Source organism: Methylocella sp. (genome assembly GCA_037200525.1).
GTDB lineage: Bacteria > Pseudomonadota > Alphaproteobacteria > Rhizobiales > Beijerinckiaceae > Methylocapsa.
In genome coordinates this window covers 3,478,998-3,492,387 of the sequence record JBBCGG010000001.1, presented here as the reverse complement: position 1 = coordinate 3,492,387, position 13,390 = coordinate 3,478,998, and the positions used below count along the sequence as shown (strand labels likewise).

At 58.2% G+C, this 13,390-nt stretch carries 11 protein-coding genes and 2 pseudogenes; 4 read left to right on the top strand and 9 right to left on the bottom strand.

What is annotated here, in order from left to right; genetic code table 11:
* Positions 1-13: 13 nt before the first annotated feature.
* Positions 14-577: a hypothetical protein gene (locus WDN46_17200; GenBank protein MEJ0095085.1), complete on the bottom strand. Its 564-nt coding sequence runs from the start codon at positions 575-577 to the stop codon at positions 14-16.
* 251 nt (positions 578-828) lie between these two features.
* Positions 829-1,593: a response regulator gene (locus tag WDN46_17195; GenBank protein ID MEJ0095084.1), complete on the bottom strand. Its 765-nt coding sequence runs from the start codon at positions 1,591-1,593 to the stop codon at positions 829-831.
* Positions 1,594-1,926: 333 nt separating this feature from the next.
* On the opposite strand from WDN46_17195, the gene WDN46_17190 reads away from it, so the two are divergent.
* Entirely contained in the window at positions 1,927-2,868 is a 942-nt protein-coding gene (locus tag WDN46_17190) for a LysR family transcriptional regulator (GenBank protein ID MEJ0095083.1), read from the top strand.
* A gap of 146 nt (positions 2,869-3,014) precedes the next feature.
* Here the strand turns inward: WDN46_17190 and WDN46_17185 are convergent, their stop codons facing one another.
* The 7 genes and pseudogenes from WDN46_17185 to WDN46_17155 form a co-directional block, all read right to left on the bottom strand.
* Entirely contained in the window at positions 3,015-3,560 is a 546-nt protein-coding gene (locus WDN46_17185; GenBank protein MEJ0095082.1) for a hypothetical protein, read from the bottom strand.
* A gap of 264 nt (positions 3,561-3,824) precedes the next feature.
* Entirely contained in the window at positions 3,825-4,211 is a 387-nt protein-coding gene (locus WDN46_17180) for a response regulator (protein MEJ0095081.1), read from the bottom strand.
* Entirely contained in the window at positions 4,211-4,858 is a 648-nt protein-coding gene (locus WDN46_17175) for a response regulator (GenBank protein MEJ0095080.1), read from the bottom strand. Before WDN46_17175 ends, WDN46_17180 begins: the two co-directional genes overlap by 1 nt.
* Complete coding sequence (locus WDN46_17170) at positions 4,855-6,606, bottom strand: PAS domain-containing protein (protein MEJ0095079.1); 1,752 nt, start codon at positions 6,604-6,606, stop codon at positions 4,855-4,857. The genes WDN46_17175 and WDN46_17170 overlap by 4 nt, the downstream gene beginning before the upstream one ends.
* Positions 6,607-7,209: 603 nt before the next feature.
* A pseudogene (locus tag WDN46_17165) lies at positions 7,210-7,838 on the bottom strand (NAD(P)H-dependent oxidoreductase).
* A gap of 253 nt (positions 7,839-8,091) precedes the next feature.
* Positions 8,092-8,487 carry a hypothetical protein gene (locus WDN46_17160; protein ID MEJ0095078.1) on the bottom strand — a complete coding sequence of 132 codons (396 nt, stop codon included), beginning with the start codon at positions 8,485-8,487 and terminating at the stop codon, positions 8,092-8,094.
* 327 nt (positions 8,488-8,814) lie between these two features.
* Positions 8,815-9,265 (bottom strand): annotated as a pseudogene (locus WDN46_17155) (alpha/beta hydrolase).
* 106 nt (positions 9,266-9,371) lie between these two features.
* Between WDN46_17155 and WDN46_17150 the strand changes: the two are divergent.
* The 3 genes from WDN46_17150 to WDN46_17140 all read left to right on the top strand — a co-directional run bounded on the left by WDN46_17150 (position 9,372) and on the right by WDN46_17140 (position 13,321).
* Positions 9,372-9,641 (top strand): hypothetical protein, encoded by a 270-nt coding sequence (locus WDN46_17150; GenBank protein ID MEJ0095077.1) that lies wholly within the window; start codon positions 9,372-9,374, stop codon positions 9,639-9,641.
* 511 nt (positions 9,642-10,152) lie between these two features.
* On the top strand, positions 10,153-11,799 hold the full coding sequence (locus WDN46_17145) for an alkaline phosphatase family protein (protein ID MEJ0095076.1): 1,647 nt from the start codon (positions 10,153-10,155) through the stop codon (positions 11,797-11,799).
* Between the two features lie 106 nt (positions 11,800-11,905).
* Positions 11,906-13,321: a cytochrome c peroxidase gene (locus WDN46_17140; GenBank protein ID MEJ0095075.1), complete on the top strand. Its 1,416-nt coding sequence runs from the start codon at positions 11,906-11,908 to the stop codon at positions 13,319-13,321.
* The last annotated feature ends 69 nt before the right edge of the window (positions 13,322-13,390 follow it).

The window sequence follows — 13,390 nt, the reverse complement described above, 5'->3', positions numbered from 1 at the left end:
GCCAGGCGCTCATTTAGATAATGCCTGGTGGGGTCAAAGACAGCGTCTTTATGTCTTTAAAGAGTGCAGCGTATTCCTTGCGCTCGGCTTCGCTGGTTGCAGGCGGCAAGCCAGCGCCGGCCGGCGCTCCATCGTCGCGATGCCAAAACAGAAGCGTGGTGCCGCAAAGGACTATGGGCGGACGCTCCGACCGCGGTCCAAGCAACATTGGCAGAGCCCCGAGAAACAGACTGTCCCCGATGATGACGTCGGCCGGAAAATCGCGCAGAACCTGTTTCAACCCCTCGTGCTGAGCCGGGATCGGGTCGATGAACATGCGTTCAATGTAAAAGCGCGACATCTCCGGTCCCGGCGATAGGATCTTGAGTTCGGGAAACGCTGCTGTGATATCGCGCAGATCGATGTCCGCTTTGCCAGGAAAGGGGTGGAACGCCGCGCCCATTCCTTCTATGCGGTCGCGCAAGACGTTGGCGGATAAACCTACGACCTCGTGACCTTCCTCGATCAAGTTGCGACCGATCGCGAGCAATGGATTGAGGTGGCCCATCAAAGGCACCGAGGTAATGAGAACTTTCATGAGGTCCTGTCGCTCTGATTGTTGAAAAAGCGCAGTGATCACCATGGCGCGTCCCGGTGTCGGCATAATTTCAATGCGATGCAAAGTTATTGCGTCTGTAACCTAGGACACGACGAACCTCGCGACCTTTGTCAGATCATGCGAACCTTCGTTGTGGAATTGCTCGGGATAATGGCCTTGTCCGGGTCCTTCACTTTCCGCAGCTTGCTCGAATTGCTAAACGTCCTGCCATGAAACGGCAGGTTCCTTTTTTAGAGACGCTTAACCTCCAGAGCAAACGCATAGCCGAATCCGTGATGTGTCTGGATGATCCGCGGCGCGTCCGGATCGGTCTCCAATTTCCGCCGCAGACGCAGGACTTGCACATCGATGCTTCGACCGGCGATGTCCTCATGCCGGCGAGTCGTTTGAATAAGGTACTCGCGAGAGAGCGTCCGCTGCGGCGCCTCAACGAACGCAATCAGGAGCGCGCGCTCGTTCTTCGTCAGAGTGATCGCAATTTCACTGGAGTTAGTTAGACGACCAAAGCGTCGATTGAACTGCCACCCACCAAATGTGTAAATGCCTAGATCCGAATCTCGCCGAGGCGCGATGCACGTAGTTTCCCGTCGCCGCAATACTGCCCGGATGCGCGCCAGCAGCTCTCGGAGGCTGAAAGGTTTGGTGACGTAATCATCGGCGCCGAGTTCCAATCCGACCACCCGGTCGGTCTCTTCGCACCGATCGCCAGTGACAATGATCACCGGGACGTCTGAGCGCGACCGGATCTCTCGCAGCACGTCCAGCCCGTCGTCTCGGCCAAGCCGCAGATCGAGGATTACGAGGCCGGGCTCATTCTTTGTAAGAAGACCGATGGCGTCTCGCGCTCCGAATGCGGAGAAAGCGTGTAGATTTTCTCCGTCGAGATAGTTGACCATCATTTGCTGCATGGAGCGATCGTCGTCGACAATCAGGATGCGCGTCAGTTGAGCGGCGGCATTGTTGATGCCTCCATGGAGGTCCACTTCCTTATTCATGCTACGCCGCTTAAAGAGTTGATGACGCCTTTCAGGCATCGGTGGCCTACCGAATCGGCGACCTGGCTCGAACTGCCAATTTGCGAGGCCAGAAGCGCGATCGCCGCACCATCTCCATTAGTCGATAAGGCCCTGTCGAAGCGGCCGGCGATCTGGCGGTCGGCTAATAGGTCTCAACGAGGCGCGGCACAACGCAGAATATCTTTGGAGAAGATCCTCGCATCGGAACTTCAGAAGCCCTATAAAAGAAAGCCAATAGTGACTATCGGGCGGCATTGTTAGGTTGATGTCCCACCTGGAGATAGCGAGATTAAATTTCGGGGCAGGCGCAACATGGATATCCGTGACCTCGACCTCAATCTGCTGGTTGTCCTCGACACATTATTCGAGGAGGGCACGCTAACGCGCACCGCGCAGCGGCTGCGATTAAGCCAGCCGACGATGAGCGCGTCTCTGTCGAAACTACGTCTCGCTCTTGGCGACGAGCTCTTTGTGCGCGCCAATGGCGTGATGCAGCCGACGGCCCGCGCGCAGTTGCTGAGGCCCGCCGTGTCTTCGGTGCTCAAAACGATTCGTCTGGATATCCTGTCTCAGGCCGCTTTCGATCCGGTAAGCGAGACCGGCGCGTTGACGTTAAGCCTATCTGATATCGGCGAACTCGAATTCCTACCCAAGCTGCTTGAACGGTTTGCCCGCGAGGCGCCGCATGCGGCATTGCGTGCCGTGGTCAGACGGCCGCACGAACTGTCGTTGGCCATGGATCTCGGTGAAGTCGACCTCGCGATAGGCTACTTTCCGGATCTCGTTTCGTCATCGTTCAAGCAGCAGTCTCTGTTCAAACACCGCTCGGCCTGTCTGGTGCGCCGGAATCATCCAACCATTGGTCCCGACATGAGCCTTTCCGACTACCTGGGCGCGCAGCATATAGCGATCGCTCAAGAGGGTCGGTTCCGAGACGTGGTTGAGCTCGGGCTATCGGCCGAAGGATTGCAACGGAGCATCGCTCTGCAGATCTCACATTTCGTCACCGTTCCCTTTATCGTGGCTCAGTCGGACCTTGTGGCGACGATCCCCCGGCCGCTCGCGGTGCAATTCGCGAGCATCTGCGATCTCATCATCGCGGAGCCTCCCTTCAGCATCCCTCCGATCGAGGTCAAACAGCTGTGGCACAAACGATTTGACGGGCATCCGCGGCTGCGCTGGCTCCGGCAGCTTGTCGCGGAGATCAGCCAAAATCGACCGTCCTTAGGCAAGGAGGTTGCTGTCGATTGCTAGGGCCGCTACTGCAATCTCTATCGAGCTCCGCCAATTATCGACATCGAGACGCGTCGCTTCGTCTTGAAGCGCTAGAAGAGCCTCTATCGGGCAATGCCTCCGATATCTTCGGATGTCCCGACGGCGTAGGCCGTCCGATGCGGCATTTATATCTTGCTTGAATCCTCAAATAACCGGCGCGCCTTTTCGGCGTCGTAAGGTTCCTCTCGCAGTGTCTCGGGGTTCCACTCGCTCCGCTCCTGGTTAAGGAGATCCCCGCCATAGATATGGATTGCCCCAGTCAGGCGCGGGATCGGATTGGTCACGGAGTGAATGATGTCGGAGCCCAACTTAGTGCAATCGCCGCGGCTGAGCGAGCGCGCGCCTGCTGCCTCGATCGCGCGATCCGAATCCAGCGGCAAACGACGCCAGAAGATATTGTCCTCGCGCCCCGAATAGATTCCAATCACCGCCCACATGCGGTGTTCGTGCGGCATGATCGTCATGCATGGCCCCCAGACTAGGTTCAGGATAGTCAGGCCGGGCGACGCGTGGAGGAGGTTAATGCCCGCCCGCTGTGGTTCTCCCAGCGCCGCAACTATATCTTCGGGGCGGCTCACCGCGCGGGCGACGACTTCAGATACCGCTCTGTGGCTGGGGTCCTGGGCCACGGCGTCTTGGCAATCGGCGAAAAATCGGTCGAGATCGAGCATTGGAGGCTCCACGTGAGGACCGTCGGAACTCACGGCGCATCTCTGCGTTTTTTGCAGCAGAATTCCGACAGCTTCGCCCACAATGGCGCCGCGGCATTACCGCAGCATTCCAAATGTCTGCGAATGAGTTACATCCGCAACGCCCCGAACCAAGAACTCTGAAATACTCGCGCGTCGCGGAATTCGATGGCTCGACCTAAGTCTGACGAAAGCTGTTGCAACCATCGCCGATGTAGCAGAGGCAGGTAAGATCATCCGCCATGATCACTTGCCATGTGAGGAAGCTAGGAGAGCCTGAGTGACCGCGGCAAGCAATGCCGGACCATCGAAGGGCTTTCGAAAGAAGCCTTGATGGCCTTGGGCGGCAGCGCGCTTTTGGGTTGCGGCTTCGTGGCGGGCCGTAATGAAAATGACAGGCAAGTCAGGCCGCACATCTCGCGCCAATCGATGCAGCTCGAAGCCGTTGATGAGCGGCATTCCGATATCGGCGATCAGGCAATCGATCTCGGGCAGAATGTCGCCTTCGAGGAGAGACTGAGCGGAGGAAAACGGGCAAACCGAATGTCCCGCCGACTCCAAGAGATCCTGGATCGACTCGAGAACTCGAACGTCATCGTCAACAACGGCGATTTTGGACTTATGAGAAGCCATCATGTCGGAATTGTTCCTGCACGCCGAGAATGAATTATTGGTATTTCTAGCTTTTCAGCAATTCTTACGAGGTCGGCCAGCGACGCTGCCTCCATCTTTTGCATGACCTTGCTGCGATGGATCTGAAGCGTCACTTCGCTGATTCCAAGTTCGGCGGCGGCCTGCTTGTTGAGCAGGCCACTAGCAACTAACGGCAGAACTTGGCGTTCTCGCGGCGTCAGGCAGGAAAGGCGTCGCTGCAGCTTGACCAACTCCGCCCTCTCCAAGCGGGAGACGCGATCCTGACCCACCGCCGCGTTAATCGCCTCAATCAACTCCGACTCGCTGAATGGCTTTGCTAGAAAATCGACAGCCCCGCCCTTGATCGCTCGCACCGACGACGGAATGTCGCCATGTCCAGTAATGAACACGATGGGAGGATGATCTCCATCGGCAATTTGCTCCTGAAACTCCAGGCCGTTGATGTCCGGCAGCTTCACGTCCAGAACCAAGCAGGCGGGCTGGTCAGGCCTCGGAAAGGCGATATACTCCGCCGCAGACCCAAACCCGAGAGCGCGCAAACCCAAAGACGTCAGGAGTTCGCAGAGCGCTTCGCGTATCCGATGATCATCATCCACGATGAACACGATAGGCTCTTCCGTGGTCATTGCAGCTCACTCGAATAGGCAGGAAGAGTAAACGTGAGCGTCGCCCCGCGGGGTTCGTTTTTGGTCGCCCGCAGGCGACCGTCGTGCGCCTCGATGATCGAACGGCAGATCGCCAGGCCCATGCCCATGCCGTTTTCTTTCGTGGTGAAGAACGGCTCGAAGATTCGCTCAACGTCCTCCACTCCGCCGCCGTGATCCCGAACCTCGATTAGCACCTCGTTCATCTCGCCCCGTCGCGATCGGATCAATAGAGACTTTGGATAGTCGGCGCTCGACTCCATTGCGTCGACTCCATTCCGAGTGAGGTTAACAAGAACTTGTTGCATCTGCACGCGGTCGGCCAAAGTCGACGGCAAGTTCGCATCCAAGTCAGTTTCGATGCTGATGTTTTTCTTTGTGACGTCATCGCTGATTAGCTTGCACACTTCGGCGATCACGTCGTTCAGGTTGATGGAGACTCTCGTTGAGGCAGTCTGCTTGAACAGAGCGCGGATTCTGCTCACCACCGCGGCTGCGCCGTTCGCGTCGCGAATGATCCGTTCGACTGTAACTTGCGCCCGTTGCAGATTAGGAGGTTCGCTCGACAGCCAGCGTTGGCAGGCATGACTGTTAGCGATCACGGCAGCCAGCGGTTGATTGACCTCATGTGCGATCGAGGCAGATAACTCCGCGAGGCTTGCGGCTTGCGACGCGCGCGACAGTTTGTCCTGCGTCGCGCGAAGCGCGTCCTGCATTTGGGTTTCGTCTTCAATATCGACGCACACGCCATACCACTGCGCGATATCGCCATCGTCATTGCGCAACGGCTCAACACGTAAATCGACCCAACGGTACGCGCCATCGATCCGGCGAAGGCGATGCCTCATGCTAAGCGCTGCTCCAGTTTGGACGGACCGAGACCACAGTCGCTCTAGGTCAGCAAGTTCATCCGGATGGACAATAGCTTGCCTCGCGCGGGATCCTAGGCTTCCGCCTTGCAAATGCTCGAGACTGTTCAATGTGATGCCGGTAAAATCGACCATGCGCTTGTTCAAATAGGATGGCTCTCCGTCGGGGGTCGCGCACCAGACGAGAGCAGGAATGGCGTCGATGAGCAGACGGAACTGTCGTTCGCTGTCGCGCAGAACCTCCTCCGTCTGGTGGCCGTCATGGATATCGACATCTACGCCGTACCAATGAACGATGCGTCCATCGCTATCATGCAACGGCTTCGCGCGTGCGTCGACCCAGCGGTACACGCCGTCAGCTCGGAGAAGTCGATGCCTCATGCTAAATGGTTCGCCGGTTCGAACGGAGTGGGCCCAAAGTCGCTCTAGCTCAGCAAGTTCATCCGGATGGATAATAGCTTGTCGCGTAAGGGACGGCCGGCTTCCGCCGTCAAAAAGGTCAGAACTGTCCAACGTCATGCCCGTATAGTCGACCATGCGCTTGTTCAAATAGGATGGCGCTCCGTTGGGGGTCGCACACCAAACGAGAGCCGGAATAGTGTCGATGAGTAGACGGAGCTGTTGTTCGCTGCGCGGGGCTTCTCCGGCCGCTTTTTGATCGCCTATCCCAATCGTGGCGCCGTACCAGCCTGTCGCCCGGCCGGTCGGGTCGTTCGTCGGTCGATCTAGGCGGCGACGCCAACGATAGGTTCTGTCGGATCGACGCATCCGCTGTTCCACCTCGTAAGGTTCGCTGGTTTCAAGGCTGTGCGATAGGCATTTTACCATATGATCGCGGTCGTCGGGATAGACGATTTGCACACATTCTAAAATATCCCGACTTTCGATCGGAGCCAGTTTCGTGCTGGGCGAGGACCGAAATCCACCGCCGACGATATCAGAGCAGAGTGTCGCAAGACATAATAGCAAAGCGTTATGGACAGGCGTCGCCGGCTCGTCGCCGCCGGATCGGCGCTCAAAGGGAACAGCTCTCGAATGTCGGCGCCGTCGTTGCCGAGATGGCGACCCAAATCGCCGACCGCCCGTTGAATTTAGGTCGTCTAATAGAGACGCATAATCGGCGACGGCGCAATCGAAGACTGCGTTTGCCGATGCTGATCTCGGGCAATCGCTTCAAGGTCGAGCTTCCGCCGCAGAGCTTGGCCCCGGCCATCGAAATGGCGGCAGCATGACCGCGGCAGTTACGGGACGATGATGCGAAGGCCTCATCCTGCGTGATCCGCTTGGTCCCTTGCCGCCGCTTGTCGGAGGCAAAGCCCCGGATCCCAGCGATAGTTAGTGGATGAACATACCGACAAACAGATTGGCTTCGAAGTTTATGTTTCAGTTCATGGACTTTGAGGCCGGCCGCGGTGTTTGCTTCATCGCTCACTTTAAAATATCGCTACGCCCGCTCCATGGCTTTCAAAATTGTTTTGCCAACTTTGCCGCTTGCTTCTTCCCTTCCTCGATCATGTCTTGCGCCCGCCCATCCCACGTGTGCTCGACGGTCATGGCTGTGACATCGCGTACGCCGATAAAGCGCAGCCAGAATTCTACGTAGTTGGTTACATATTCAAAACCAGGCGGTTGGACTGTCTCAAAGCCGGCCTCTTTGCTCTGCCCTCGGACATACACGACAAAAGCCTTGTCGATATTCAACGCCGGGCCATATTGTTTCCCGTCAACGTGAAAAGCATGTTCCGCTGACAAGCAAGATCGATCAGTTGCTTGAGCTTATATGGAAAGGAAAAATTCCACATCGGAATAGCAAGCACGATGCGATCCGCATTTTGAAATCGTGACGCCAGTTCTTTAATCTTTTCCCATGCAGCTCCTTCCGATGGCGTCATTGGCTCTCCGGAGACGCCCTTGTATTTGGCGCCTATCGCTTCGGCGTTAAAATCCGGAAGCGAATCGGACCAAACATCCAATGTGTCGACAACCCCAAGTCCGTTGATCTTCTTCTGGTATTCAAAGAGAAATGCATCGACCATAGCAGTGGATACGGATCGATCTCCTCTTGGTGAGGTTACGATCTTCAAGATGCGCATTCCCAGTTCCTTTCTGCTATAAGTCGCGCCAGCGTTCTCTCGGTCATCCCGGCGGATGGCGCGCCGCTGAAAGCGATGCAACGCGGCCGCGAGAGGGGAGTCTCGGGATGCCAGCAACGTCGTCGGCTCTATTCGGAGGTTACGTCCCTCATCGCTCATTGCGCTGCGACCCAGTCGCGCAGGCCGTTGATGCTGTGAAATGCATCGGTGGCGGAGCTGCGCACGCGATGTCGGCATTGCACAGATCAGCGGCTCAGTTCATCTTGAGGACGACTCTGAACCGCGCCTTGCCGCTGATCATCCGATCGTAGGCCGCCTGGACCTCCTCAAGAGGAAAGATCTCGTTCGTCGAATTGATGCCGTGAAGCTTGCTGAAGGCGAGGGTGTCCTCTGAGTCGACGGCGATGCCAGAATACCAGCCTTTCACGGCGGCGCGCTTCATAAGCAGGGCAAACGTGTCAATGTCGAACGCGCCGACCGCGCCGATCACCATCAGCGTCCCATTCGGCCCGAGGCCTCCCACACCCGAGGCCTCCCACGTCGCCTTCATCGCGTCGGCGTTCAATACTGTCGCGATGATCGCCTTGGGCGCCTCCTCGCGCCAGCAAAGCCTCGGCGACATCGCCGTCTTCGCTGTCGATGTAGTCATGGGCGCCGAGAGAGCGGACGAGCGCTTCCTTCTCCCGGCCGCGATTGACCGCGATCGTCCGAAAGCCGAGGCGTGCGGAAAATTGAATGCCAAGATGGCCGAGACCGCCCACGCCATGGATCACGACGAGATCGCCTGGGCCGGCCCCGCTGTTGCGAAGAGCGTTGAAGGTGCCGCCGTCCCGCGTCACCCCGGTCGCTCCCGAGCCATTTTCGCAAGCGAACTGTTCGCCCCGGCGGCAACGCCGGCAGTGTCCGCACGACCCTCCGAACCAACCGACGCCTGCGCGATTGCCGACGGCCCAACCCTGGACGTTTGGCCCGACGGCGGCTGCGTGATCGCGCGCAGAATGGCATGCTCGGGATCGGGCGTGGCGCACCAAGTGATCAGCGCGTTGGCTTGTGGATCGGTCACGGCGCTGCCGCTCTCGGCGTCGCGATCTTCTGTGCGGGCCTTCGGCCGCTTCAAGAAGGCGAGACCCGCCGCTTGGCTGGCGGACGACGGCGTGAAGAACAGCGGCAGCCGGATATCCGGCGCCTCGGCGTGGGACAAGGCGTCCTTAAGAACCGTCAGCAGGTGCTCTTCGCCGCCCCGGGGGGGGGGTGCCGACGAGGATCACCTTGCGGACCAGTTGTCCGTGCTGAGCCGCAATCAATTGGGCCAGGAAACCGCCGAGGGAGAAGCCCGGCAGGTCGACTTTGGAGAGGCCGAGCAGATTGATAAAGGTGACTGCATCGCGGGCCATCGCGGCGACATTGTCAGGGGTTTGGCCTGAGGTGTGGTCATGTAATCCTCCAGACGCTCCCATCGCGGGCCGGAGTTTGCTCACGCCGTCAAAACAGTTTCCGTCACACATTCACATGATAGCCGGCTCCCGGCGCGCGATGGTACAAATCGAACCGATCAACATCGACCGCCATGACGATGCGGCGGACGAACAAGAGGCGGCCATGATCGACAGCTTTATCGTTCAGCACTGCGAGCATGTCAGCCAGCGTTCCTTCGAGGCCGTCGTCGCCGCCTTTGAGGCCGAACTGGGCAGCGTCACAGGGTTGCCGATGATGCCCGTCGGCCTCAACGTTCCGATCAGGGTTCTGATTACCAAACGGCATCCGGCGAGGTTCGTCTGGCCTATGACCTGCCTTCGTCTTTGAAGAGCCGGTTGCACAACGACGAGGTGTCCGCCGCGGCTCTCAATCTCGACGCCAAGCTCTGCGCTCTGGCGGGGCTCGCTACCGGCGCAACAGCCTGACGCCAAAAGCGGACAAAACCGATCCCAACCGCGTCCCGTGACGATTGCGCGCCGTCAGCCTGAAGTCGGCAGGTCCGCCCGGGGGAGGGCGGCGTGCTGCGGGGAGCAGCCAGCCGAATCCTGGAGCCAACGCCGCGCGCCGATTTGCGCAAATGGGCGTCGTGATAATTGTCATATTTCTCCGACACTTCTCCATTTTCCTTATTGCTTTTGTCATGTACAGCCTTGCATCTTGATGTCGATTGTCATTTTAGTGTGTTATAATTGTCTTTCTTGTGTCGTGTCTCTTCCCTATTAAAGGGCCGCCTGCAACGGATTTTTCGTCCTTCAGTCAGCGGCGCTTAGCCCTTTTCTGCACCATTCAAAGAGAGTTTCATGCAACGACATAGTTACAAGGCGGCACCCGCCTTTTTTTGTCTGCGCTGATCGCCGCCAATGGCATCAGCCCGGCCGTCAGCGCCGAACTCAGGAAGTCGCCTGAGAGCAAGCAGGGCGCGGTTCGCACCGCGACCCCCATCAAGCACCTCGTCGTCATTTTCGGCGAGAATGAATCATTCGATCATTATTTCGGCACCTATCCGAAGGCGACGAATCCGACTGGGGAGCCAGTTTTCAAGGCCCGCGCGAACACGCCGAAAATCGACGGATTGAATGAGGCTTTGCTGATCCGCAATCCGAACCTCAACCCGGCCAACGGCGCTGGCGCCGCAAACCCGTTCCGTCTCGATCGCTCTCAGGCCCACACGGCCGATCAGAACCATGCCTATGGACCCGAGCAGGCGGCTTTCGACGACGGCAAGATGGATCTGTTCCCGAAGAACACCGGCACGGCCGGCACCGGCGGGACCGGCGTCTTCGACACCAAGGGCCTCGTAATGGGTTATTACGACGGCAACACGGTCACTGCGCTGTGGAATTATGGTCAGCACTTCGCGATGAACGATAATTCATACAGCTCGCAATTTGGTCCGTCCACGCCGGGCGCCATCAATCTGATTTCCGGACAAACCAACGGCGCGTTGGGCTTCACCACTGCCGGGATGCAGATCACCAGCGCCAGCCAGGGCAACAACCTCGTTGACGACGGTCAGGGCGGCTTCACGATGTTCGGCGACAGCGATCCATTCTTGGACGTCTGCTCCTCCAAAACCAACCCCACCAGCGAAATGGTTGGCAGAAACATCGGCGACCTCTTGAATGAGCAGAATATCACCTGGGGCTGGTTCCAGGGCGGCTTCGACCTGACCACGGTCAACGCCAACGGCACCACCGGCTGCGCCCGCAGCACGTTCTCGTCGGTCACCGGCGCGAATGAGGGTGACTATGTGCAGCATCATCAGCCGTTCCAATATTACGCGTCGACGCGTAATCCCAACCATACGCGGCCGAAATCAATCAAGGTCATTGGCAAGTCGAACGACGGCGGAGCCAATCACCAGTATGACATCAACGACTTCACCGCGGCTGTGGAATCGGGCAACTTCCCCTCGGTTAGCTTCCTGAAGGCGGCGTCCTTCCAAGACGCTCACCCGGGCAATTCGGATCCGCTCGACGAGCAGAACTTCGTCGTGAGCATCATCAATACGCTGGAGCAAAGCCCCGACTGGGATAGCACGGCGGTGATCATCGCCTATGACGACTCGGATGGCTGGTACGACCACGAAAATCACGTCTTCAATCCCTCGACCAGCGCTCAGGATGCGTTCCTGACTGCGCAGGAATGCGGCCCCATCGGCGACGAGAAGCTGACGCCCGGCAAACCCCCGCGCAATGCGTTGCATGGCGTCAACGGCAGACCCGTCAACGGCCGCTGCGGCTACGGCACGCGTCAGCCTCTGCTGGTCATTTCGCCCTTCGCGAAGCCGAATTTCGTCGATCATTCCTTGACGGACCAAGCATCGATCCTTCGCTTTATCGAAGACAACTGGCTCAAGGGCGAGCGGACCGGTGAAGGTTCCTACGACAACGTCGCCGGATCGATCGAAGGCATGTTTGACTTTAATCAGAAGCCGAACAAGGTGCTGATCCTCGACGCGATCGACGGCACGCCAATTAACTAAGTAACTAAGCGCGAGCGTCCATAGACGCGAGCTTTTGGGGCGGACAGAGATGATTGGTCCGCCCCAATTTGTGACTTTCTCGTTCTCCAATTGACGATCATTTTCAATGAAGCATTTCTTCGAAGGCGCATCGATTTTCAAACGGGCCCCGTCTATGCGGATGTCCGCCTTGCTGTCCGTGGCGCTGGTCATGCCTCTGGCCCTCGGCATCCTGCTGACCGACGGCGAAGGTCATGCGACTCGAGCTACCGGCGTCTCCACCAAGCCGAAGGGGCTTTCCGCGGTTGCGGAATTGGGCCGCAAGATGTTCTTCGATCCTTCATTGTCGGGCTCTGGGCAGCTTGCTTGCGCCTCGTGCCATAGTCCCGCGAATGCATATGCGCCGCCCAACGATCTCGCAGTGCAACTGGGCGGCCCAGAGATGAAAAGCGCGGGCGTGCGAGCGACGCCGTCGCTGCGCTATCTGGAGCACAATCCAAACTTCACGATTGGCCCTAACCCGGCGATACCGGATATGGAAGCCCCCGCGGCGGCGGTCAAGCCAGCCGCTGGTGTCAAGGTTGCTGCGGTCGCCAAGGCCGACAAGGGCAACGCTTTGCTTGCCGCAGCCGAGGCGAACGTTCCGCAGGGCGGCCTAGATTGGGATGGCCGGGCGGACACCATGCAAAGTCAGGCGCTTGGGCCGTTGCTCGACCCGAATGAAATGAACAACAGCAACGCCGATGAGGCGCTCGACCGCCTCAAGCACGCCGCCTACGCGGACGATATGAAGCAATTGTTCGGAGAGCATGTGTTCGAGCAGCCAGACCTCGCTCTGAACGAAGCTCTATTCGCATTGGTTCGCTTCCAGATAGAAGATCCAAGTTTCCATCCTTACGACAGCAAATTTGATGCGTTTCTCGCCGGCAAGACTCAGCTCAGCAAGGCTGAAATGCGGGGCATGAAGCTGTTCGAGGATCCCCTCAAGGGCAATTGTTCGTCGTGCCATATCGACAAGCCGTCACGCGATGGAATGTTCCAGCCGGCGTTCACCGATTATCAGTTTGAGGCGCTCGCCGGGCCGCGCAATCGCGATATTCCGGCCAACAGCGATCCGCATTATTACGATCTTGGGCTCTGCGGTCCGTTCCGTAAAGATTACGCCCAGGCGGCTTCCTATTGCGGCTTGTTCAAGACCCCCACATTGCGCAATGTGGCGACGCGCAAAGTGTTCTTCCACAATGGCTTCTTCCATTCGCTCGACGCCGTCATGCATTTTTATGTCGAGCGTGAAATAGATGCCGCCAAATGGTATCCGAAGCTCGCAAACGGCGAAATCGATGCTTATGACGACCTTCCGCCAGAATATAAAGGCAATGTCGATGTGGCGGACGCGCCGTTTGACCGCGTGAAAGGCGATAAGCCCGCATTGAACGATAAGGAAATCGCGGACGTGATCGCGTTCCTCCAGACCTTGACGGATGGCTATCAGATTGATCGACCGCACGCGGAAGCGGGATCAAAAACCCGGCAGCTAAAATAGCCCCGCGGGGATCGCCGCTTACCCCTTGGGGATGCTCAGTTGGAGGGGCGTATGAGCTCAGCCAACTGA

What these genes read in the sequence shown, in the direction of transcription:
- WDN46_17200 (MEJ0095085.1), bottom strand. Translation starts at nt 577, where the DNA reads ATGAAAGTTCTCATTACCTCGGTGCCTTTGATGGGCCACCTCAATCCA.
- WDN46_17195 (MEJ0095084.1), bottom strand. Translation starts at nt 1,593, where the DNA reads ATGAATAAGGAAGTGGACCTCCATGGAGGCATCAACAATGCCGCCGCT.
- WDN46_17190 (MEJ0095083.1), top strand. Translation starts at nt 1,927, where the DNA reads ATGGATATCCGTGACCTCGACCTCAATCTGCTGGTTGTCCTCGACACA.
- WDN46_17185 (MEJ0095082.1), bottom strand. Translation starts at nt 3,560, where the DNA reads ATGCTCGATCTCGACCGATTTTTCGCCGATTGCCAAGACGCCGTGGCC.
- WDN46_17180 (MEJ0095081.1), bottom strand. Translation starts at nt 4,211, where the DNA reads ATGGCTTCTCATAAGTCCAAAATCGCCGTTGTTGACGATGACGTTCGA.
- WDN46_17175 (MEJ0095080.1), bottom strand. Translation starts at nt 4,858, where the DNA reads ATGACCACGGAAGAGCCTATCGTGTTCATCGTGGATGATGATCATCGG.
- WDN46_17160 (MEJ0095078.1), bottom strand. Translation starts at nt 8,487, where the DNA reads ATGACTACATCGACAGCGAAGACGGCGATGTCGCCGAGGCTTTGCTGG.
- WDN46_17150 (MEJ0095077.1), top strand. Translation starts at nt 9,372, where the DNA reads ATGGTACAAATCGAACCGATCAACATCGACCGCCATGACGATGCGGCG.
- WDN46_17140 (MEJ0095075.1), top strand. Translation starts at nt 11,906, where the DNA reads ATGAAGCATTTCTTCGAAGGCGCATCGATTTTCAAACGGGCCCCGTCT.